Source organism: Streptomyces sp. NPDC037288 (assembly GCF_055603265.1).
The window spans coordinates 44,676-65,842 of the sequence record NZ_JBVJVY010000035.1 but is presented as its reverse complement, the minus strand read 5'-3'; the positions used below and the strand labels follow the sequence as shown (position 1 = coordinate 65,842).

Genomic DNA, 21,167 nt, shown 5'->3' with positions numbered 1-21,167 from the left:
TCCGTACGGCTCAGTATGCGCACAGCCATACGAGGAAAACGCAAACGGGCCGCACGCGTGCGCGTACGGCCCGTTCAGAAGCGCGCGACGGTCAGTGACCGCCCTGCTCCTCGAAGCGCTTGTACGACCGCTCGATCTCCGCCTCGGCGTCCGTGCGGCCCACCCAGTTGGCACCCTCGACCGACTTGCCGGGCTCCAGGTCCTTGTACACCTCGAAGAAGTGCTGGATCTCCAGGCGGTCGAACTCCGACACGTGGTGGATGTCGCGCAGGTGCTCCACTCGCGGGTCGGTGGCCGGAACGCACAGCAGCTTGTCGTCGCCGCCCGCCTCGTCCGTCATGCGGAACATGCCGATCGCGCGGCACTTGATCAGACAACCCGGGAAGGTCGGCTCGTCCAGGATGACCAGCGCGTCCAGCGGGTCGCCGTCCTCGCCGAGGGTGTTCTCGACGAAGCCGTAGTCGGTCGGGTAGGCGGTCGAGGTGAAGAGACGACGGTCCAGGCGGATCCGACCGGACTCGTGATCCACCTCGTACTTGTTGCGCGAACCCTTCGGGATCTCGATCGTGACGTCGAACTCCACCGGTGGCTCCTCCATGATCAGCACATAGTTCTGGTGGTTAAGTGTCCCTCACGCAGGTGTGTGATCGCGAAAGGGGCTGGTGGTCGTGCCAGAGCTGAGGCCTTGGCGGGCTGCGGGACCGCGGGTGGAGCGGATCGCGAACGCCGTACGACCGCGTCTGGCGCGGGCCGCGACGGCCGCGAAGCCGCAGGTCGCGCGGTTGACGCGGGCCCTGCGGCCCCGGCCCGCCCGCCTGCCCCGTCGGCAGGCGGTCAGGACCTGGCAGTACACCGCGGGCGCCGCCACCGCCGGCCTCGCGCTCGCCGCCGGTGTGGTGACCGCGGCGGGCCCCTGGGACGCCAACGGTCAGCGTACGGCCGAGCGGGACCGCGCCGCGGCCCTGGAGCGACCAGGTGGCACAGATCACGGCCGCTCCGGTACGGCGTCGGGCGCGGCACCCCGGCCCGCGCCGAGCGCCGCGCCCGTCCTGGCGGCCCTGGACGGCCCGGCGGCCGCCCTGGGCACCGAGAAGGCCGCGCCCGGCGCGAAGCCCCTCTCGGACGTCCTGGGCCCCCTCCTGGACGCCTCCGCGCTGGGCGGTGACCACGCGGCGGCCGTCGTCGACGTGGCCACCGGCAAGCGCCTGTACGGCACCGAGTCCGGCAAGGGGTTCACCCCCGCCTCCACCACCAAGATCGCCACCGCCGTCGCCGCCCTGTCCGCCCTGGGCCCCGACCACCGCCTCACCACCCGCGCCGCCCTCGAACCGGACACCGGCGAACTCGTCCTCGTCGGCGGCGGCGACCCCACCCTCACCGCCCATCCGACGACCGGGGACGCCGGGAGCGGGGAACACTGGGCCGACCTGCGCGCCCTGGCCGCGGACACCGCGCAGGCGCTCCACCGGCGCGGCATCCGCAAGGTCACGCTCTCCTACGACACCACCCTCTACGCCGGCCCCGCCCTGCACACCATCGGCGTCAACACCAACCTCGCCCCGGTCAGCGCCCTGACCGTCGACGAGGGCCGCACCGACGCCTCCACCAGAGGCCCGGCGCCCCGCGTGACCGACCCGGCGAAGGCCGCGGCCGGCACGTTCGCGGCCTTCCTCAAGGCCGCCGGCATCACCACCACACCCCCCGGCCCCTCCAAGGCCACCACGCGCGCGCAGACCCTCGCCACGGTCTCCTCACCCCCGCTGTCCGCCCTGGTCGAGTGCATGCTCACCAACAGCGACAACGACATCGCCGAGCACCTGGCCCGCCAGACGGCCCTCGCCAGCGGCGAACCCGGCAGCTTCGACGGCGGCGCCAAGGCGATCTCCGCGCGGCTGACCAAGCTGGGCCTGCCGATGGCCGGCGCCTCCTTCCACGACGGCAGCGGCCTCAACCGTGACGACAGGCTCACCGCCGACCTCCTCACCGGCCTCCTGGTCACGGCCGGCGACCCCGGCCGTCCCGGCCTGCGCCCCGTCCTCACCGGCCTGCCCGTGGCCGGTTTCACCGGCACCCTCACCCACCGCTACACCGACGGCGCCGCCGGCGTCATCCGCGCCAAGACCGGCACTCTGACCGGCGTCAACACCCTGGCCGGCACAGTCGTGGACACCGACGGCCGCCTCCTGGCCTTCGCCTTCCTGGCCTCCGGTACCACCGATCCCCTGCAGGCCCAGTCGGCCCTGGACGGAACGGCGACGGCGCTGGCGGGCTGCGGCTGCCGGTAGCCGCTGCGGCACCCGGTGCTGCGGGTCGGGCCAACACCGCGTCCCCGCCGCCCCGTCACGGCCTGCCCCAAGCGGTAACGGTCCCGTACGGTTGTCAACATGACTGGCTTCGGTGGCACCGCATCTCCCGGGATGGTCGACTGGAACCTCGCGGTGGCAACCGCGACACGGCTCGTACGACCGGGCCCGGACGTCAGTCGCGACGAGGCCCGCGCCGTCGTCGCGGAGCTGCGCCGGCACGCCAAGGCCTCGGAGGGACACGTCCGTGGCTTCACCCGTATGGGCACCGAGGACACCCACGACACCCCCGTCCTCGTCGTCGACCGCCCCGGCTGGGTCCGCGCCAACGTCGCCGGCTTCCGCGAGATCCTCAAACCGCTCCTGGAGAAGATGCAGGAACGGCGCGCCGGCAACCCCGGCAGCGCGGTCCTGGGCACCGTCGGCGGCAAGGTCACCGGCGTGGAACTCGGCATGCTGCTGTCGTTCCTGTCCTCCCGAGTCCTGGGCCAGTACGAGACCTTCGCCCCCGCCACCCGCGACCTCCCCGCCGGTGACAACGGCGGCGGCCGCCTCCTCCTCGTCGCCCCCAACATCGTCCACGTCGAGCGCGAACTCGACGTCGACCCGCACGATTTCCGCCTGTGGGTGTGCCTGCACGAGGAGACCCACCGCACCCAGTTCACGGCCGTGCCCTGGCTGCGCGACCACCTGGAGGGCGAAATCCAGTCGTTCTTGGCGGAGACCGACGTCGACCCGATGACCTTCCTGGAGCGCATCAGGGAAGCCGCGCAGTCCCTCGCCGGAGGCCGCCCCGAGGGCGAGGAGGAGGACGGCGGCCGGTCCTTCGTGGAGCTGGTGCAGACCCCCGCCCAGCGCGAGATCCTCGGCCGCCTCACCGCCGTGATGTCCCTGCTGGAGGGGCACGCCGACTACGTCATGGACGGCGTCGGGCCCGGCGTCGTACCGACCGTGGCGGAGATCCGCGAGAAGTTCCAGCAGCGTCGCGCCAAGGGCGCCTCCCGTCTCGACGTCGCGCTGCGCAAGCTGCTGGGTCTGGATGCCAAACTGAGGCAGTACCGGGACGGCGAGCGGTTCGTACGAGCCGTCGTCGAGCAGGTCGGCACCGACGGCTTCAACCGCGTGTGGACCTCGCCCAACACCCTCCCCACCAAGGCCGAGATCGCCAAACCGGCGGACTGGGTCGCACGGGTGCACCGCAAGGCCGAGTCGTGAACGGCGCGAACGCATCGTGAGTGGAATCCGGCCGACGGCAGGCGAACGCCCCTCCAATCACCCGTCCGAGGGACCGTGAGCCATGCGTAGGCGTGCAATGCTCGGGGAACGGCCCGCTTCTGTCACCATCTACACACTCTGAGTGACCGACTCGGGCTCACCCCCCGAAAAACTTCATGAAGGGAACCGGACATGGGTCCCCATCCTGCGGTCGCGGCGATACGCCTGGCGGTCCGCCGCGTCCTCCACGACATCCTCAACGACCACCCCAGCTTCGCCGGTGTCGGCGCCCGGCAGGCCTGCGGCGCGCGCCCGGACCGGACGGCCGAGCGGCCCCCCTCCCCGCTCGTGCTCGTCGCGTGCTCCGGCGGCGCCGACTCCATGGCCCTCGCCTCCGCCCTCGCCTTCGAGGCGCCCAAGCTCGGCATCCGGGCCGGCGGTGTCACCGTCGACCACGGCCTCCAGCCCGGCTCCGACCTCCGCGCCGACGAGGTCGTCCTGCGCCTGCATGAACTCGGCCTCGCGCCGGTCGAGTCCGTCGCCGTGACCGTCGGCCGCGAAGGCGGACCGGAAGCCGCCGCCCGCGACGCCCGCTACGCCGCCCTCGACGCCGTCGCCGAACGCCACGGCGCCGCCGCGGTCCTGCTCGGCCACACCCGCGACGACCAGGCCGAAACCGTCCTGCTCGGCCTCGCCCGCGGCTCCGGCATCCGCTCCCTGTCCGGCATGGCGGCGGTCTCGGGGGCCGCCGGCCGCTACCGGCGCCCCTTCCTCGAACTCGACCGGCAGACCGCCCGCAAGGCCTGCATGGTCCAGTCCCTCCCCGTCTGGGACGATCCTCACAACGCCGACCCCGCCTACACCCGCTCCCGGCTCAGGCACGAGGGCCTGCCCGCCCTGGAGAAGGCCCTCGGCAAAGGGGTCGTGGAGGCGCTCGCCCGCACCGCCCAGCTCTCCCGCGACGACGCCGACGCCCTCGACACCTGGGCCAGCCAGGCCGAGTCCTCCGTACGGGACGCCACGGGCCTGCTGGAGTGCGCCAAGCTCTACGCCCTCCCGCCCGCCGTACGCCGCCGCATCCTGCGCCGAGCCGCCATCGAGGCCGGTGCCCCGGCCGGTTCGCTGTTCGCCCGCCACATCGAGGAAGTCGACCGCCTGATCACCGGCTGGCGCGGCCAGGGAGCCATCAATCTCCCGGGCAAAGTCGTCGCCAGGCGACAGGGTGGCAGACTGGTGATTCGGCAAGGCTGAATCCTTCCCCCCACGAGGGGTGGGCGGCCGGTGGGACGACCGAAAGTGATGCGGGTGGACGCGAAAGACATGGGTGCCGAGCTCCAGCAGGTGCTCATCACCAAGGAAGAGATCGACGCGAAGCTGGCCGAGCTGGCCGCGAAGATCGACGCGGAGTACGCGGGCAAGGACCTGCTCATCGTCGGTGTCCTGAAGGGCGCGGTGATGGTCATGGCCGACCTCGCCCGGGCGCTGTCCACCCCCGTCACCATGGACTGGATGGCCGTGTCCTCCTACGGCGCGGGCACCCAGTCCTCCGGTGTCGTGCGGATCCTCAAGGACCTCGACACCGACATCAAGGGCAAGCACGTCCTGATCGTCGAGGACATCATCGACTCCGGCCTGACCCTGTCCTGGCTGATCAACAACCTCGGCTCCCGCGAGCCCGCCTCCCTGAAGGTGTGCACGCTGCTGCGCAAGCCGGACGCCGCGAAGGTCGCCATCGACGTCGAGTGGGTCGGCTTCGACATCCCGAACGAGTTCGTCGTCGGCTACGGCCTCGACTACGCCGAGAAGTACCGCAACCTGCCGTTCGTCGGTACGCTCGCGCCTCACGTCTACGGCGGCTGAGCCGGACCGGGCGGTGTGAGCCACTCGGCTCAAGCCTTGTAGGACGATCGGGAACCCCGGCGGGTTCCAGGCCGTTGAAGCATGCAGAAACGGGTTTCCCAGCCGGTCGAAGCAAACTTCGTGCGGCTTCGGACCACCACGCTGGGGTACCGTCAGAAGAACTGTCTTATCAAACTCACTATGGCAGGAGGGACGGGGCGGCACCGCTCCGTATGGATGGACGTGAAGCGATACTTCCGTGGGCCGGTCATGTGGATCGTGCTGGCCGTCCTTGCCGTGGTCGTGTTGATGCAGGTCGTCGGCTCGTCCGGCGGCTACAAGACGGTGGACACCGGCCAGGTCATTGCCGCGATCAATGACAACAGGGTCCAGTCGGCCAAGCTGACCACAGGCGACGAGCAGACCATCAAGGCCACCCTCAAGGACGGCCAGAAGGTCGACGGCAGCTCCAAGATCCAGGCAAGCTACATCGGCGACCAGGGCGCCCAGCTCGCCGGCTCGCTGCAGACCAAGTACCAGGACAAGCAGATCCCCGACGGCTATACGGTCTCGCCGTCCAAGCAGAACCCGTTCGTCGGCGTCCTGCTCTCCCTGCTGCCCTTCGTCCTGATCGTCGTCGTCTTCCTGTTCCTGATGAATCAGATGCAGGGCGGCGGCTCCCGGGTCATGAACTTCGGCAAGTCCAAGGCCAAGCTCATCACCAAGGACACCCCGAAGACGACCTTCTCCGACGTCGCCGGCTGTGACGAGGCCGTCGAGGAGCTCCACGAGATCAAGGAGTTCCTGCAGGAGCCGGCCAAGTTCCAGGCCGTCGGCGCCAAGATCCCCAAGGGCGTGCTGCTCTACGGCCGCCCGGGTACCGGCAAGACGCTGCTCGCGCGTGCCGTGGCCGGCGAGGCGGGCGTCCCCTTCTACTCGATCTCCGGCTCCGACTTCGTCGAGATGTTCGTCGGTGTCGGCGCCTCCCGCGTCCGTGACCTGTTCGAGCAGGCCAAGGCGAACGCCCCGGCGATCGTCTTCGTCGACGAGATCGACGCGGTCGGCCGCCACCGCGGCGCCGGCCTCGGCGGTGGTCACGACGAGCGCGAGCAGACCCTGAACCAGCTGCTCGTCGAGATGGACGGCTTCGACGTCAAGGGCGGCGTGATCCTCATCGCCGCCACCAACCGCCCCGACATCCTCGACCCGGCGCTGCTCCGCCCCGGCCGCTTCGACCGCCAGATCGCGGTCGACCCGCCGGACCTGCAGGGCCGCCTGGAGATCCTCAAGGTTCACCAGAAGGGCAAGCCGGTCGCCCGCGACGTCGACCTGGCCGCCGTCGCCCGCCGCACCCCCGGCATGACGGGTGCCGACCTGGCGAACGTCCTCAACGAGGCGGCTCTGCTGACCGCCCGCGGCGACCAGAAGCTGATCGACAACAGGGCGCTGGACGAGGCGATCGACCGTGTGGTCGCGGGCCCGCAGAAGCGGACCCGGATCATGTCGGACAAGGAGAAGAAGATCACCGCGTACCACGAGGGCGGTCACGCCCTGGTCGCGGCGGCCTCCCCGAACTCCGACCCGGTCCACAAGATCACGATCCTGTCCCGCGGCCGTGCCCTCGGTTACACGATGGTCCTGCCCGACGAGGACAAGTACTCGACCACCCGCAACGAGATGCTCGACCAGCTCGCCTACATGCTGGGTGGTCGCGCCGCCGAGGAACTGGTCTTCCACGACCCGACCACCGGCGCCGCCAACGACATCGAGAAGGCCACCAACCTGGCCCGCGCGATGGTCACCCAGTACGGCATGACCGAGCGGCTCGGCGCCATCAAGTTCGGCGGCGACAACAGCGAGCCGTTCCTGGGACGTGAGATGGCTCACCAGCGTGACTACTCGGAAGAGGTCGCCGCGCTGGTCGACGAAGAGGTCAAGAAGCTCATCGAGACCGCGCACAACGAGGCCTGGGAGATCCTGGTCGAGAACCGCGACGTGCTCGACCAGCTCGTCCTTCACCTGCTGGAGAAGGAGACCCTGGGCAAGGAGGAGATCGCCGAGATCTTCGCCCCGATCCACAAGCGCCCGCCGCGGCCCGCCTGGACCGGCTCCTCCCGCCGCACCCCGTCCACCCGCCCGCCGGTGCTCTCCCCCAAGGAGCTGGCCCTGACCAACGGCGCGAACGGCGCGACGGCCGCCATCAGCACGGTCAAGTCCACCGCCACGGAGTCCACCCCGGTCAGGGACCAGACCCCGGAGGACCGCCCGGAGAACTGACCGGGTTTCGGCCAACAAGGCTGGAATGAACGCCGCGCACGCCGGGTTTTAGCCTGGAGGGCGCGGCGTTCGTATGTCCGCACACAGACGCGTGGCTTGCGTCCCGCGTAAAGAGGCACAGGAACGAGGAACCAGATGACCGACCCCGTGACGCTGGACGGCGAGGGCCAGATCGGCGAGTTCGACGAGAAGCGCGCCGAGAACGCCGTGCGGGAGCTGCTCATCGCGGTCGGCGAGGACCCGGACCGGGAAGGCCTGAGAGAGACGCCGGCGCGGGTGGCACGGGCGTACAAGGAGATCTTCGCGGGCCTGTGGCAGAAGCCCGAGGACGTGCTGACGACGACGTTCGACCTGGGGCACGACGAGATGGTGCTCGTGAAGGACATCGAGGTCTACAGCACCTGTGAGCACCATCTGGTCCCGTTCAGGGGCGTCGCCCACGTCGGCTACATCCCGTCCGTCACCGGGAAGATCACCGGCCTGTCCAAGCTGGCCCGCCTGGTGGACGTCTACGCCCGGCGACCGCAGGTGCAGGAACGACTCACCACGCAGATCGCGGACTCCCTGATGGAGATCCTGGAGCCGCGGGGCGTCATCGTGGTCGTCGAGTGCGAGCACATGTGCATGTCCATGCGTGGCATTCGCAAGCCCGGGGCGAAGACCATAACGTCCGCCGTGCGCGGTCAGCTGCGGGACGCGGCGACGCGGAACGAGGCCATGAGCCTGATCATGGCGCGCTGAACCGGTGCCTCAGGAAACCGGCGGTCATGCCGCCGGTTCCGCTCCCGGGTGGTTCTGGTCCTCGTCCTCCGGGAGTTTGCACACCCGCTCCAGGAACAGGGCCGCCGCTATGACCCCGATGCCCGCCAGGACCGAGAAGCCGGCGTAGATGGCCTGGTCGCGACGGGCGGGGATGTCGAGGAGTTCCAGGAGCAACACGCCCGTGCCGCCGTACATGCCGGCGACCAGGGCGGCGACCAGGGCGCTGGCCTGGCCGAAGACGACCGCGCGGGCGGCCATCAGCGGGTCGACGCCCTTCGCTCCGGGGCGGCGCTCGCGCTGGGCCTTGAACCGGGCGCGCAGCGAGAACGCCGTGGAGAGCAGGACCACGGCGATCAGGGCGAGGACGATGGGGGCGGCCAGGGGGACGCTGGGAAGGGTCCCGATCGAGTTCCAGAGGCGGGCGCCCGCCCAGGACAGGACGCCGGCGACGACGAAAACGCCCGCCAGCACCCTGATGCGCAGCTCTCTCACGGTGTCCCTTCAGCTCCCCCGGACCGGTCCGGACGGCGGTCGTTCACGACCTTGTCGTCTTGACCTTAACGACTACTCGGGCAGTCGGAGTTCCAGGTCCGCGCGGGGCTCGACGCCGGCCCGGGTGAGGGCCGACAGCAGATCGGCCACCGTGCCATGGCCGGGCAGCTGGGCCTGCGGATCCACGTCGTGCCAGGGCGCCAGCACGAAGGCGCGCTCATGGGCGCGCGGGTGGGGGAGGGTGAGGTGCGGGTCGTCGGAGGTGACGTCGGCGTAGGCGACGATGTCGACGTCCAGGGTGCGCGGGCCCCAGTGCTCGTCGCGGACGCGTTTGTACGCCTCCTCGATGGCGTGCGCCCGCTCCAGCAGGGAGGCCGGGGGCAGGGTGGTCTTGAGGGCCACGACCGCGTTGAAGTACGACGGCTGGCTGCCGGGCTCGACACCCCAGGGCTCGGTCTCGTACACCGGGGAGACGGCCTTCACACGGACCCCGGGGGTGTCCTCCAGGGCGTCGACGGCGCCCTGGAGGGTCTCCAGGCGGTTGCCGAGGTTGGAGCCGATGGAGATGACGGCCCACTTGGGGTTGTGCAGCGTCGTGTCGGCGGCGTCGACCTGTTCGACGACCGAGGCGGGCACCGGCTGGACGGTCGGGTCGCTGTGACCCTGCAGGAAAGGTCGGGTCATACTCGGCTCCGGGTGATGGTGACGGTCACGTCGTCGAAGGGAACGGTGATCGGAGCGTCCGGCTTGTGAACGCAGACCTCGACCTCCTGGACCCCTTCGTGCTTCAGGCAGGTCCGGGCGATCCGCTCGGCGAGGGTCTCGATGAGGTTCACCGGCTCGCCCTCGACCACGGCCACGACCTCTTCGGCCACGATGCCGTAGTGCGCGGTCTTCGCCAGGTCGTCGTCGGCCGCGGCCGGCCGGGTGTCCAGCCCCAGGACGAGGTCGACGATGAAGGTCTGGCCCTCCTCGCGCTCCCTGGGGAACACACCGTGGTGCCCGCGGGCCTTGAGGCCGCGCAGCGCGACACGATCCACGCGAATCACTCCTGCAATCGTCGGGAAGGACCGGTCCGTACCACGTGCGGGCGGCACACCGGCCTCAGACGAATCTACCTGCGGGCACTGACAAAGCCGGGCTGCAGGGCGCGGGGCCCGGGCCGGGACCACGAGGGTTCATCTCGTGTTTCCCTGGGGAAACCCGGCCTTGTCATGGGTTGGTAGCGGCTTCTACCCCGGGGTAGGTGATTCCAACCACTTCTTGGTCCTCCGGGGGCGTCCACCCGCTCAGGAGAGGGGCCCGTCGTCCGGATTCACGCCGTTGACGCCGGTCTCACCGTCCTCGTCGTCGCTCTCCGCCAGGACGGGGGAGGCGTGGTGCGACCAGAGCTTCCAGCCTGACGGTGTGCGCCGGAACACGTTCGTGGCGACGACGAGCTGGCCGACCAGCGGTCCCAGTTCCGCGCCGTCCTCAGGTGCGGGGCCGCCGCTGAGGATGTTCTCGCTGCAGGTGACGAGGGCGGTGTCGCCGGTGACGGAGACGTGCACGTCGGTGAGGAAGAACTGGATGTAGTCGGTGTGGGCCATGATCAGGGCGTACGACCTGAGGACCTCGCCGCGCCCGGTGAGCACCGGCCAGCCGGGGTGGACGCAGGAGATCACGCCGGCGTCCGCCGGGTCGTGGTACTCCTCGTCCACGCCCAGGTCGGCGGGGGTGAGCCAGAGCGAGGACAGCTCCTCGAAGTCGCCGCGTTCCATCGCCTCGTAGAAGGCGGTGTTGGCGGCCTCCACCTGCTCGACGTCGGTATGGGGGGCGCTCACCGGGCTCCTGCCGCCCCGCGCTCGTCACCGGCGCCAGGCGCACGTCCACTTCCGCGCCCGGTGCCCTCACCACCGTGCGCCCCGCGCTCACCCCCCGCGTCCGGCGCGTGCCCTGCCTCAGGCGCCCTGCCTGCATCTCGAGCGCTCGGCGCAGACCCGGCCATCCGCGCCTTCTCCACGGCGCGCGCGACGCGTACCGCGTCCGCGGTGGCGTGTACCTCGTGTACGCGCACTGCCCACGCGCCGGAGTGCGCCGCGAGTGCGGAGACGGCGGCCGTGGCGGCGTCGCGTTCCCGGGCCGGCGGGGGTGCGCCCTGCGGGCCGGCGAGGACGCGGCCGAGGAACCGCTTGCGGGAGGCGGCCACGAGCAGGGGGTGGCCGAGGGCGCGCAGGCGGTCGAGGTGAGCGAGGAGGGTGAGGTCGTGCTCGGCCTCCTTGGAGAAGCCGAGGCCCGGGTCGACGATGATGCGGTCGGGGGCGATGCCGCCGGCGAGGACGGCCTCCACGCGCGCGTGCAGCTCCCCCACGACTTCGCCGACGACGTCGTCGTAGACACCCCTGGCGTTGCCGCCCTGGAGGAAGCCGCGCCAGTGCATGACGACGAACGGGGCGCCCGCGTCGGCGACGACCGGGATCATCGCGGGGTCGGCGAGGCCGCCGCTGACGTCGTTGACGAGGGCGGCGCCGGCCGCGAGGGACTGTTCGGCGACGGAGGCGCGCATGGTGTCGACGGAGACGACGACGCCTTCGGAGGCGAGGCCGCGGACGACCGGGATGACGCGCCTGAGCTCCTCGGCCTCGTCCACCCGGGTGGCGCCGGGACGGGTGGACTCGCCGCCGACGTCGACCAGGTCCGCGCCTTCGGAGACGAGGTCCAGGCCGTGTTTGACGGCGACGGTCGTGTCGAACCAGCGGCCGCCGTCGGAGAAGGAATCGGGGGTCACGTTGACGACACCCATGACCGCGCACCGGTCCCATGCCGGAAGGCCAGCCACCTGGCCGCGCCCGCTGAGGTTGTTCATACGTTCAGCGTAGGCCCAGGAGGATGCCGCAAACGCGCGGCGGCCCGGGCGGGAGCCCCTGTGCTGGAGGGGGTGGGGTGCCCGCCCGGGCCCGTCCTGGCCGCGCCGTACGGTCATGCGGCGCTCAGTGCGTCCCGCGGTGCGTCAGGCCGCGCGGACGTCGCGTTCCGCCACGGCGTGCGCGCAGGGGCGCTCGGCCGCCGCCCTGCGCCGGCGCAGGAAGCGCGGGAGCGGCAGCGCGAGGTTCACGAAGCCCTCCGCCTGCATGGCGGCGAAGCCGATGCGGGGCAGGTCGGCGGAGTGCCGGTAGACCACGAAGCGGGGCTCCCAGCGCGGCTGGAACTTGGCGTTGAACTTGTACAGCGACTCGATCTGGAACCAGCGCGAGAGGAACACGAGCAGCCCGCGCCAGGCGCGCAGCACCGGACCGGCGCCGATCTTCTCGCCGCGCGCGAGGGCGGAGCGGAACATCGCGAAGTTCAGTGAGACGCGGGTGATGCCGAACTTCGGGGCGGCCTGCAGGGCGGCGACGATCAGCAGCTCGTTCATGCCCGGGTCCGCGCTGCGGTCACGGCGCATCAGGTCGAGCGAGGCGCCGTCCTTGCCCCAGGGCACGAAGTGCAGGACCGCCTTCAGGTCGCCGTACTCGCCGGGCTCGTCGTCCTGCTTGTGGGCGGTGGCGATCAGGCAGTCGCCGTCGGTGGGGTCGCCGATCCGGCCGAGCGCCATGGAGAAGCCGCGCTCGGTGTCGGTGCCCCGCCAGTCCTCCGCCGCCCGGCGGATGCGCTCCAGCTCGGTGTCACCGAGGTCACGGATGCGCCGTACCCGGGTTTCGTAGCCGGCTCGCTCGATGCGCTTGACCATTTGTCGGACGTTGCGCATCGCGCGTCCGGCGAGGGAGAAATCCGCGACGTCCACCACCGCCTCGTCGCCCAGTTCCAGGGCGTCCAGGCCGGTCTCGCGGGTCCACACCTCACCGCCTGTCTCCGAACAGCCCATGACGGCGGGGGTCCAGGAGTGCGCCTTGGCCTCGTCCATGAAGCGCTCGATGGCGCCGGGCCAGGCCTCGACGTCGCCGATGGGGTCGCCGCTGGCGAGCATCACGCCGGAGACGACGCGGTAGGTCACCGCGGCCTTGCCGCTGGGGGAGAAGACGACCGCCTTGTCGCGGCGCAGCGCGAAGTGGCCGAGGGAGTCGCGCCTGCCGTGCTTCTCCAGCAGGGCCCGCAGCTGGGCCTCATCCTCCTCGGTGAGGCGGGCGGCCGGGTGCTCGGGGCGGAACGCCAGGTAGATGGTGGTGACGGCGGTGATCCAGCCGAGGGCGCCGAGGGAGAAGGCGACGGTCCAGGACGCGTTGCCCTGGTAGTCGACGGGTCCCTCGAAGCCGAACAGGCCGTAGACGACGTGCGTGAGCCGGTCGGCGAGGCTCGGGTCGCCGATCGTCCGGTGCGGGTGGACGCTGACGATGACGAGTCCGAGGAAGAGCGAACCGGCGCTCATGAGGACGAAGTTGGCGAGCGCGCGCCACCTGCTGCGCGGGTCGGGCAGCGCCGCGAACTGGTCACGATGGAGCAGCAGCGGCACGAGCAGCGCGACGGCGATCAGCGCGCCGACGACCGAGTGCCGGTACGCGAACTGAGCCACCGCGCCCACCGGCAGCAGCGCGACCGCGGCGCGCCACGCCCGGCGTTTGCGCCGTTTGAGCCCGTGCGCGAGCAGCAGCAACAGCACGCCGGTGCTCAGCGAGAGCGCCGCTGCGAAGGGGCCGAACGAGCCCGGCAGCACCTCGGCGATGGCGTGCATACGGCTGTGCCGGAAGCGCGGGAACACGCCCGCGGCAATGTCCAGGACGCCCACAAGGGCGGCCGCCCTGCCGACCAGAGCGGGGACGGCCTCGGGCTGCGGGCCGCGCAGTATGCGCCGCGCCCGGCTTGATCGACTCGGAACCTCGCCCGACATTTCCCCATCTATCCTGACAGACATCGCATCCCGTAGTTCTGCGAGAGACCTTGAACCCGGGCCCGAGCGGGCATCCGGCGACATTGCGCCCTCTAGGACGGTGTCTCGGGGAGAGAGGTTCACTCCCCACCGGAAAGTCGGGTCAAAGGCCAGGAAAGCCCCGGGCAAGCCCTCGCGACGAAGCATGGGCGGGTGCCGGGCGGAAAGCGCAGGCAGGTAACAGCCCATGGGTCTCACGAGCAACAAAGTGCTGCTGCTGGCGGTCGTTCTCGCCGCCGTACTGTTCGTCGGCACGGTGTGGCTGTGGCCGCGGCTGGCCCGGCAGAGCTGGCGGGCCGTCAGCGGACGGGTCGGGCTGCTCCTCGGTACCCAGCTGGCGCTCTTCGCCTCCGTGGGTCTGGCCGCCAACCAGGCCTTCGGGTTCTACGCCAGCTGGGCCGACCTGTTCGGCCAGGAGACGGATCAGGGTGTCGTCGTCGACCACGCGTCGGGCGGCGGCACCGGCGGCCCGGTCCAGGTGCTCTCGTCGTCCGGCGTCCCGGGCGTGCGCGCTAACGGTCCGCAGGCGACCGGGCAGGTCCAGAAGGTCGACATCACCGGCCGGCGGAGCCACATCGCCGCGCCGGCGTTCGTCTACCTGCCGCCGGAGTACTTCCAGCCGCAGTACCGCACGCGTACGTTCCCGGCGGCGGTCGTCCTGACCGGCTACCCGGGTACGGCGCAGGCACTGGTGGACAAGCTCCACTACCCGCGCACGGCGCAGCAGCTGGCCAAGGACGGGAAGATGCAGCCGATGATCCTGGTGATGCTGCGGCCGACCGTGGCGCCGCCGCGGGACACCGAGTGCGTGGACGTCCCGGGCGGACCGCAGACAGAAACGTTTTTTGCGAAGGACCTGCCGGAGGCCGTCCTCGCGCACTACCGGGTCGGCAAGCGGCCCGGCAGCTGGGGCGTCATCGGTGACTCCACGGGCGGCTACTGCGCGCTCAAGCTCGCCATGCACCACCCCGACGCGTACGCCGCCGCCGCGGGCCTGTCGCCCTACTACAAGGCGCCGGTCGACCCCACCACCGGCGACCTCTTCCACGGCGACAAGCAGCTGCAGAACCGCGCCGACCTGTCCTGGCTGCTCAAGCACGAGCAGGCGCCGGACACCTCGCTGCTCGTCACCAGCAGCAAGGTCGGCGAGCACAACTACAAGGCCACGCTCAAGTTCATCGCGGGCGTGCAGGCCACGAACCTGACCCGGATATCGTCGATCATCCTCGACAGCGGCGGGCACAACTTCAACACCTGGCGGCGCGAGATCCCGCCGACGCTGCAGTGGATGAGCGGGCGGCTCACCGACCGCTGAGCCGCCGCACCCCTGACGCCCCGTGAAGCCGGTGTCGTATCCGTGTTTTTACGGGGCGGGGGTCCGCGATTCGCCTACGCGCGGTAAGTTTCTGGCCATGCCACGTGGACGCCACCGCCATTCACCACCTCTGCACCGGCTGTTGCCCCCGTCGGCGATCGCCGGTGTCTCCATCGTCTGCGCACTGGGTCCCTGGGCGTTCTCCGGGGCCATGGTGTTGCGCGCCCTGGCCGCAGCCGCCGCCGCGACCGCGGTCGCCGGCGCGGTCGTGATGCGCCGCTGGGACGCGCAGGCGGGCAAGCAGGTCGCCGAGCTGACACGCGCGCGTGCCGGCGACGAATGGCGGTACGAGGAGCGGGTCGCCGAACTGGAGACCGACCTGGAGGAGTCGCGCGAGCTGCGCGCCAAGCTGGAACAGCGGCTGCGCGCCAAGCGTGCGGAGCTGGCCGGCCTGCGCAACGAGCACGCGGCCCTGCTGCGCCGGTACGCCACGGCGGAGACCGAGCGTGCGACCGCCCTGGAAGGACGCCGGCTGCTGGAGATCGAGGCCGCCGAACCGTCCTCCGCGCCCGCGCTGCCGCCCGCGCGCAGCGCCGAGCCGGAGCCGGCCGCCGTGGAGGAGACAGACGAGTCCGCCGAGGCGAGTGCGCTCGCCGGTGACGCCGGGGAGGACTCCGGGGACGAGCCGGCGGCTTCCGCGGTGTTCTCGCCCGAGGGCGCCGGGCTGTACCGAAAGGCCCTGACGGCCCTGGCCCGGTTCGACGGCGACGCATCGGCCGACTCAGCGAAGGAAGCAGGGGAAGCGTCGGTGCCCGTGGTCCCCGAGGCTGCGGCTGCCGGGGACACGGTGGGGAAGCCGGCCGGTCCCGAGGTCCGCGCAGCGGACGCCGACGAGGCCGATGCCGATGCCGTCCCGGCGGGCAAGGCCGACGGGCGCAGGTCCGATGCGGACGGTGCCGATTCCGTCGCCACCGCAGAAGCCGTCGCGGAGGGCGCCCGAGAAGGCGCGCTGGAAGCTGCGGTGGACGGTGCGGTGGACGGTGCGACGGACCGCGGAGTGACGGACGGCGCCGGTGCCTCTCGGAGCGAGGCCGGTGCGCCGGACGCCCAGGAGGACGAGGCGGAGGGGCAGTCCGGGGCGGTCGTCGGGCACGCGCGCGCGGCCGCCGCCCCCATGGCACCGGCCGACCTCGCGGGGCCCGGGGCGCAGGCGCCCGCCGGGCACTTCACGGTGCCGACCGCGGTGGCCGTCGTACCGGCCGCGCCCGCACGGCGCCCGGCGGTCGAGGGCGGTTTCGACTTCTTCGGCACCCAGAAGGACGCACCGAAGGGCGCGCTGGACTCCGTGCAGAACGAGGATCTCGCCGACGTCGTCGGCGAGGAGGCCCTCGCCGTGCACAAGGCCGAGTCCGAGGCCGCGTTCAAGCAGGCCGACGCACAGTCGCAGGGCGTCGGCCAGGTCATCGACCTGACCGCGCACGACGAGACCGAGCAGATCGACGTGCAGAGGCTGCGCGGCGCGGCTTCCTGAGCTCTCATCCGGCCATAAGGACGACAAGGCCCGGTTTCCCGCGCAGGGGAGCCGGGCCTCAGGTCATCCAGCGGTCCGGACGGGCGTCCCGGCGGCCCGTACGGGACCTCTCCGCCTGGGCGTGCAGGAACCGCGCGGCCTCCTCAGCGTCCCGCAGACGGGCCGTCACGGTCTTGTCGGCTCCGGTGTCCACGTGGACGTCGGCGAGCCGCCACAACCGCCCCCAGGGTCCCTGACTCAGCCGTACGCTCTGCACCTTGGCGTGCGGGACCAGCGAGAGCCGGCGGCCCAGCAGGCCGTGCCGGGTGGCGAACACGGTGTCGGTGACCGCGAGCCGGTGGCCGCGCCACCACACCGGCACGCACCAGCGGGCCCGGGCCGGGGGACGCGTCAGCGCCCGAGGCACCGTCACGCCCGGCAGCACGCGCGCGATGACCGACTCGGCGATCGGGCGCGGGGCGACCGGCACCAGCACCGAGTTGTCGGACCCGGCCACATCCAGTTCCACCCGCACCCAGCCGCGCCGCCGCCACAGCAGCGGCTCCACGATCCGCACGGTCTGCACCCGGCCGGGCGGGATCGTCTCATGCGCACGGTCGAGCAGTCCGTGGTCGATGCGCAGCCCGTCCGGTGACTCGCTCACCTTCCAGTCGAACTCGCCGGCGAACCGCCCCGCGCTGCTCGCGCCGGCCGCACCGAGCAGCGGCAGGGCGGTCGCGACGACCGTCCACAGGTTGTCGGTGGTGAACCACAGCACGGTCGGTACCACGACCGCGGCGCACAACGAGCCCCAGGTGGCGCCCGTCAGCGCCAGGGAGAGCGCCAGCGCGCGCGGGGGCACGCGCAGCAGCTCGTGCGCCGGTGCCTCGCCGACTCCGCGCGCCGTCTCCGGTGCGAAGCCCGCCGCGCGCGCAAGCAGCTCCGCGCGCAGGGCGCGCGCCTCCTGCTCACCCAGGAAGGCCAGTTCGTCCTTGTCGTCGGCACCCACGACGTCGATCCGCAGCTTGGCGACGCCCGCCACGCGCGCGAGGAGGGGACGGGAGACGTCCACGGCCTGGACGCGCTCCAGCCGGATGTGCGCGGTGCGCCGGAACAACAGACCCGTCCGGATGCGCAGTTCGGTGTCGGTGACCGCGAAGTGCGTGAACCACCAGGACAGGAAGCCGTAGAGGCCGGCCACCGGTACCAGCACGGCGAGGCCCAGCAGCAGCACGGTGGTGGTCAGCCGTTCCAGCTGCTGCTGCATCGTGTCCGGGTCGTGCACCGCCCATCCGGCGAGTACGGCGACCGGCGCCCACGCCCGCCGGAAGGGCGTGACGGGATGCAGCCGGCGCTCGATCACGGCCGCGCGCCCCTCAGCGCCCTGGGCGCCCCCGGTACTCCCGGCGCTCCCGGCGTCGGCAGGGCCTTCCGCGCCGCCTCCGCGGTCCGTGTTGGCTATACCGTCCGCGGTGTCGTCGTGGCCGGGGGGCGTCACAGGCCCGCCGATCGTGCTTCGCCCAGCTCGGTGAGCCGGTCGCGCAGCCGTTCCGCCTCGGCCGGGGTCAGGCCGGGGATGGTGGCGTCCGTCGCGGCGGCCGCCGTGTGCAGTTGCACGGTGGCCAGCCCGAAGCGCCGCTCGACGGGCCCGGAGGTGACCTCCACCAGCTGCATCCGCCCGTACGGGACCACCGTCTCCTCGCGCCACAGGACACCACGGCTGATCAGCAGGTCGTCCCCGCGCTCGGCGTAGCGCCACGAGCGCCAGTTGCGCTCCACCAGCCGCCAGCACCACGCGGCGAGAGCCGGCGGCAGCAGCGCGAAGGCGGCCCACGCGGGCCCCACGAGCAGGCCCAGCAGCAACCCGACGGCGACCGTGAGCACCGCCGTCCACACCACCACCAGCAGCCGCCGCACCCGCACCAGAGCGGGATGCAGCCCCCGCCACGCCGACTCGGCCCCCGCTATCCCGGTCTCCTCCGGGCTCCCCGTTTCCATGGGCCCAGCGTACGTAGGGGAAACTGGGGCCATGACTCCTACGACGGAGACCACGGTCGGAATCGGCGGCGCCGCGGAGAGCACCGACATGGTGCTCAACATCGGGCCACAGCACCCGTCCACGCACGGCGTGCTGCGGCTCAGGCTCGTGCTGGACGGGGAGCGCATCGTGCGCGCGGAGCCGGTGATCGGCTATATGCACCGCGGTGCCGAGAAGCTCTTCGAGGCCCGCGACTACCGCCAGATCATCATGCTCGCCAACCGCCACGACTGGCTGTCGGCGTTCTCGAACGAGCTGGGCGTGGTCCTCGCCGTGGAGCGGATGCTCGGCATGGAGGTGCCCGGGCGGGCGGTGTGGACACGCACGCTGCTCGCCGAGCTGAACCGGGTTCTGAACCACCTGATGTTCCTCGGGTCCTACCCGCTGGAGCTGGGCGGCATCACCCCGGTGTTCTACGCGTTCCGGGAGCGCGAGGTGCTGCAGAACGTCATGGAGGAGGTCTCCGGCGGGCGCATGCACTACATGTTCAACCGCGTCGGCGGCCTCAAGGAGGACCTGCCGGCCGGGTGGACGGCACGCGCGCGTGCCGCCGTCGCCGCCGTGCGCTCGCGCATGGACGTCTTCGACGACCTGGTGCTCGGCAACGAGATCTTCCGGGGGCGCACGCGCGGGGTCGGCGCGATGACGCCGGAAACCGTGCACGCCTACGGCGTGAGCGGGCCCATCGCGCGCGCCTCGGGCGTCGACTTCGACCTGCGCCGCGACGAGCCGTACCTGGCGTACGGCGACCTCCAGGACACGCTGAAGGTCGTCACCCGGAGCGAGGGCGACTGTCTCGCCCGTTTCGAGGTCCTGCTGGAGCAGACGCACAACGCGCTGGACCTGGCCGACGCCTGCCTGGACCGGCTCGCCGAGCTGCCGCCCGGGCCGATCAACCAGCGGCTGCCGAAGGTGCTGAAGGCGCCCGAGGGGCACACGTACGCGTGGACCGAGAACCCGCTCGGCATCAACGGCTACTACCTGGTCAGCAGGGGCGAGAAGACGCCGTACCGGCTCAAGCTGCGCTCGGCCTCGTACAACAACATCCAGGCGCTGACCGAGCTGCTGCCGGGGACGCTGGTGGCGGACATGGTGGCGATCCTGGGCTCGATGTTCTTCGTGGTCGGCGACATCGACAAGTAGGCCGGCCTCGGGCGGGGGCCCGGTCAGACGAGCGGGTCCGGAATTCCAACCGGCTGGACCAGCCAGCCGAAGTCGCCGAGGCCGCCCGGGGCGGTGAGCTCGGCGGCCTCCCCGGCGCTCGCGAGGGCACGCACGTAGGCGGTGGGATCCGTGGAGGCCAGCGCGAGCGGGGGGCGCGCGCCGGTGATGTGCAGGGCGTGCAGAGCGGCGCGCTGCGTGAGCAGGCGCGCGGCCGGCAGTGTGCGCGCCGCACCGGCAGGCCTCTGCGCCGCGTCCAAGGGCGTGCATGTCGGGCTCTGCGCGCTGTCCAGGGGGTTGCGCGCCGGGTTCCGGGGCGTATCCGCGGGTGGGCGCGCCGTGGTCCTGGCTGGGCGAGCCGTGTCCAGGGGCGCGTCCGGCGTGTCCGAGCGAGCGCGGGGTGTGTCTTCGGGCGGGCGCACTGTCTCCGTGATCGCGCGCGCCGTGTCGCAAGCCGTGCGCGCCGTCTCCTCTGGCGTGCCGGGGGGCGTGTGCGCCGTGGGCGCCGCCGCGCACGCGTCCAGGGCGACGTGTGCTGTGATGTCGCACGACCCGTCCGGCACGGGCGCCGTCTCGCGCCCTTCCCGGAAGCCGGTGAGGGTCCCGAACGGGGGACGCGTGTCGACGGTGTGCGCGTAGTCCACCGCCACCGCGAGCCCGCGCACCACCCGGCCCACCACCGACGCCCACGCCAGGTCCCGGGGCAGCCCGATCTCGGCGCGCAGTCCTTCCTCCGCGGGCAGCGGCCACCAGCGCGCGAGCCACTCCGCGTCCACGCCGGTCACGGGCTCCCCGAGCCGCTCGCTGCCGTCGTCGCCGACGAGCACCAGCCGGGGGACTCCCGCGGGGTCGACCTCGGCGACGTCCACAGGCACGTTGTCCAGCCACTCGTTGGCGAACAGCAGCCCCGTGACGGCGGCGGGGGGTGTGTCCAGCCAGGTGATCCGGTCGTCCAGGCCGGCCGGGCGGTCGGAGAGCTCGACGGCGTACCCGCGCGTGCGTGCGGCCACGTCGGCGGGCAGAGCGGCGAGCACGCCGGTGACCAGCTCGCCGCGCCCCGCCCCCATGTCGACGAAGTCCAGCACCGGGGGCCGTCCCAGCACCTCGTCGACCCGGCGCAGCAGCCGGGCCACGGCCTGCGCGAACAGCGCGGACGCGTGCACGGACGTACGGAAGTGACCGGCCGGGCCCTCCGGGCGGCGGTAGAAGCCGCCGGGGCCGTACAGAGCCGCTTCGGTGGCCGTACGCCAGCCGCGCACGTGTGATCCGTGCCGCAGGCCAGGCCGGCCGTGCCGGCCGCGGGCGTCGTGTCCGTCGCCCGGGGACCGTTCCGCTTCCGGTGCCGTCTCATCCGTCACCGCAACAGACTAGGCGCACAGATGATCACTTCCTCCACCTTGCGGAGTACACGC

Annotated in this window: 19 protein-coding genes; 9 read left to right on the top strand and 10 right to left on the bottom strand. The window is 71.9% G+C overall.

All coding sequences use genetic code 11. The features are described 5' to 3' along the window. Positions 1-91: 91 nt before the first annotated feature. A complete protein-coding gene (locus tag ACZ7GZ_RS31285) occupies positions 92-583 on the bottom strand; it encodes an inorganic diphosphatase (RefSeq protein WP_053656495.1) in 492 nt (163 codons plus the stop codon). A 124-nt stretch (positions 584-707) separates the two neighbouring features. On the opposite strand from ACZ7GZ_RS31285, the gene dacB reads away from it, so the two are divergent. The 6 genes from dacB (at position 708) to folE (ending at position 8,375) form a co-directional block, all read left to right on the top strand. Next, complete coding sequence (gene dacB / locus ACZ7GZ_RS31280; RefSeq protein WP_471029269.1) at positions 708-2,285, top strand: D-alanyl-D-alanine carboxypeptidase/D-alanyl-D-alanine endopeptidase; 1,578 nt, start codon at positions 708-710, stop codon at positions 2,283-2,285. A 99-nt stretch (positions 2,286-2,384) separates the two neighbouring features. Then, positions 2,385-3,518: a zinc-dependent metalloprotease gene (locus tag ACZ7GZ_RS31275; protein WP_471029268.1), complete on the top strand. Its 1,134-nt coding sequence runs from the start codon at positions 2,385-2,387 to the stop codon at positions 3,516-3,518. A gap of 192 nt (positions 3,519-3,710) precedes the next feature. Beyond that, positions 3,711-4,769 (top strand): tRNA lysidine(34) synthetase TilS, encoded by a 1,059-nt coding sequence (tilS, locus tag ACZ7GZ_RS31270; protein WP_471029267.1) that lies wholly within the window; start codon positions 3,711-3,713, stop codon positions 4,767-4,769. Positions 4,770-4,817: 48 nt separating this feature from the next. Next, positions 4,818-5,378 (top strand): hypoxanthine phosphoribosyltransferase, encoded by a 561-nt coding sequence (gene hpt / locus ACZ7GZ_RS31265; RefSeq protein WP_466615523.1) that lies wholly within the window; start codon positions 4,818-4,820, stop codon positions 5,376-5,378. Between the two features lie 216 nt (positions 5,379-5,594). Further along, a complete protein-coding gene (ftsH, locus tag ACZ7GZ_RS31260; RefSeq protein WP_471029309.1) occupies positions 5,595-7,634 on the top strand; it encodes an ATP-dependent zinc metalloprotease FtsH in 2,040 nt (679 codons plus the stop codon). 135 nt (positions 7,635-7,769) lie between these two features. Continuing rightward, positions 7,770-8,375: a GTP cyclohydrolase I FolE gene (folE, locus tag ACZ7GZ_RS31255; protein ID WP_360089884.1), complete on the top strand. Its 606-nt coding sequence runs from the start codon at positions 7,770-7,772 to the stop codon at positions 8,373-8,375. A gap of 24 nt (positions 8,376-8,399) precedes the next feature. Here folE and ACZ7GZ_RS31250 read toward each other — a convergent pair whose 3' ends face one another. From ACZ7GZ_RS31250 to ACZ7GZ_RS31225, 6 genes are all read right to left on the bottom strand, one after another. Then, the gene (locus ACZ7GZ_RS31250; protein WP_471029266.1) at positions 8,400-8,888 is read right to left on the bottom strand and encodes a DUF3180 domain-containing protein; all 489 of its coding nucleotides are present in this window, start codon (positions 8,886-8,888) and stop codon (positions 8,400-8,402) included. Positions 8,889-8,960: 72 nt separating this feature from the next. Next, positions 8,961-9,572 (bottom strand): 2-amino-4-hydroxy-6-hydroxymethyldihydropteridine diphosphokinase, encoded by a 612-nt coding sequence (folK, locus tag ACZ7GZ_RS31245; RefSeq protein WP_471029265.1) that lies wholly within the window; start codon positions 9,570-9,572, stop codon positions 8,961-8,963. Continuing rightward, a complete protein-coding gene (gene folB / locus ACZ7GZ_RS31240; RefSeq protein WP_471029264.1) occupies positions 9,569-9,928 on the bottom strand; it encodes a dihydroneopterin aldolase in 360 nt (119 codons plus the stop codon). Before folB ends, folK begins: the two co-directional genes overlap by 4 nt. Before the next feature lie 249 nt (positions 9,929-10,177). Further along, on the bottom strand, positions 10,178-10,711 hold the full coding sequence (locus ACZ7GZ_RS31235; RefSeq protein ID WP_471029262.1) for a nuclear transport factor 2 family protein: 534 nt from the start codon (positions 10,709-10,711) through the stop codon (positions 10,178-10,180). Continuing rightward, on the bottom strand, positions 10,708-11,733 hold the full coding sequence (gene folP, locus ACZ7GZ_RS31230) for a dihydropteroate synthase (protein ID WP_471029260.1): 1,026 nt from the start codon (positions 11,731-11,733) through the stop codon (positions 10,708-10,710). The genes ACZ7GZ_RS31235 and folP overlap by 4 nt, the downstream gene beginning before the upstream one ends. Positions 11,734-11,877: 144 nt before the next feature. After that, complete coding sequence (locus ACZ7GZ_RS31225; protein ID WP_471029258.1) at positions 11,878-13,692, bottom strand: phosphatidylglycerol lysyltransferase domain-containing protein; 1,815 nt, start codon at positions 13,690-13,692, stop codon at positions 11,878-11,880. Between the two features lie 226 nt (positions 13,693-13,918). Here ACZ7GZ_RS31225 and ACZ7GZ_RS31220 point away from each other — a divergent pair, with 226 nt between their 5' ends. Continuing rightward, positions 13,919-15,046, top strand: coding sequence for an alpha/beta hydrolase (locus ACZ7GZ_RS31220; protein WP_471029256.1), 1,128 nt, complete (start codon positions 13,919-13,921; stop codon positions 15,044-15,046). 97 nt (positions 15,047-15,143) lie between these two features. Next, positions 15,144-16,577, top strand: coding sequence for a hypothetical protein (locus tag ACZ7GZ_RS31215; RefSeq protein WP_471029254.1), 1,434 nt, complete (start codon positions 15,144-15,146; stop codon positions 16,575-16,577). 58 nt (positions 16,578-16,635) lie between these two features. On the opposite strand, the gene ACZ7GZ_RS31210 is transcribed toward ACZ7GZ_RS31215, so the two are convergent. Both ACZ7GZ_RS31210 and ACZ7GZ_RS31205 read right to left on the bottom strand, forming a co-directional pair. After that, positions 16,636-18,018 carry a PH domain-containing protein gene (locus ACZ7GZ_RS31210; RefSeq protein ID WP_471029308.1) on the bottom strand — a complete coding sequence of 461 codons (1,383 nt, stop codon included), beginning with the start codon at positions 18,016-18,018 and terminating at the stop codon, positions 16,636-16,638. Between the two features lie 32 nt (positions 18,019-18,050). Next, a complete protein-coding gene (locus tag ACZ7GZ_RS31205) occupies positions 18,051-18,554 on the bottom strand; it encodes a PH domain-containing protein (RefSeq protein ID WP_471029253.1) in 504 nt (167 codons plus the stop codon). Between the two features lie 31 nt (positions 18,555-18,585). On the opposite strand from ACZ7GZ_RS31205, the gene ACZ7GZ_RS31200 reads away from it, so the two are divergent. Further along, positions 18,586-19,737 (top strand): NADH-quinone oxidoreductase subunit D, encoded by a 1,152-nt coding sequence (locus ACZ7GZ_RS31200; RefSeq protein WP_471029252.1) that lies wholly within the window; start codon positions 18,586-18,588, stop codon positions 19,735-19,737. Positions 19,738-19,760: 23 nt separating this feature from the next. On the opposite strand, the gene ACZ7GZ_RS31195 is transcribed toward ACZ7GZ_RS31200, so the two are convergent. Beyond that, the gene (locus ACZ7GZ_RS31195; RefSeq protein WP_471029250.1) at positions 19,761-21,113 is read right to left on the bottom strand and encodes an SAM-dependent methyltransferase; all 1,353 of its coding nucleotides are present in this window, start codon (positions 21,111-21,113) and stop codon (positions 19,761-19,763) included. Positions 21,114-21,167: the final 54 nt, after the last annotated feature.

Coding starts and splice junctions, on each gene's coding strand:
- hpt (WP_466615523.1), top strand. CDS start 4,818: ATGCGGGTGGACGCGAAAGACATGGGTGCCGAGCTCCAGCAGGTGCTC.
- ACZ7GZ_RS31200 (WP_471029252.1), top strand. CDS start 18,586: ATGACTCCTACGACGGAGACCACGGTCGGAATCGGCGGCGCCGCGGAG.
- ACZ7GZ_RS31220 (WP_471029256.1), top strand. CDS start 13,919: ATGGGTCTCACGAGCAACAAAGTGCTGCTGCTGGCGGTCGTTCTCGCC.
- folP (WP_471029260.1), bottom strand. CDS start 11,733: ATGAACAACCTCAGCGGGCGCGGCCAGGTGGCTGGCCTTCCGGCATGG.
- ACZ7GZ_RS31215 (WP_471029254.1), top strand. CDS start 15,144: ATGCCACGTGGACGCCACCGCCATTCACCACCTCTGCACCGGCTGTTG.
- folK (WP_471029265.1), bottom strand. CDS start 9,572: ATGACCCGACCTTTCCTGCAGGGTCACAGCGACCCGACCGTCCAGCCG.
- ACZ7GZ_RS31275 (WP_471029268.1), top strand. CDS start 2,385: ATGACTGGCTTCGGTGGCACCGCATCTCCCGGGATGGTCGACTGGAAC.
- ftsH (WP_471029309.1), top strand. CDS start 5,595: ATGGACGTGAAGCGATACTTCCGTGGGCCGGTCATGTGGATCGTGCTG.
- tilS (WP_471029267.1), top strand. CDS start 3,711: ATGGGTCCCCATCCTGCGGTCGCGGCGATACGCCTGGCGGTCCGCCGC.
- ACZ7GZ_RS31205 (WP_471029253.1), bottom strand. CDS start 18,554: ATGGAAACGGGGAGCCCGGAGGAGACCGGGATAGCGGGGGCCGAGTCG.
- ACZ7GZ_RS31225 (WP_471029258.1), bottom strand. CDS start 13,692: ATGTCGGGCGAGGTTCCGAGTCGATCAAGCCGGGCGCGGCGCATACTG.
- folE (WP_360089884.1), top strand. CDS start 7,770: ATGACCGACCCCGTGACGCTGGACGGCGAGGGCCAGATCGGCGAGTTC.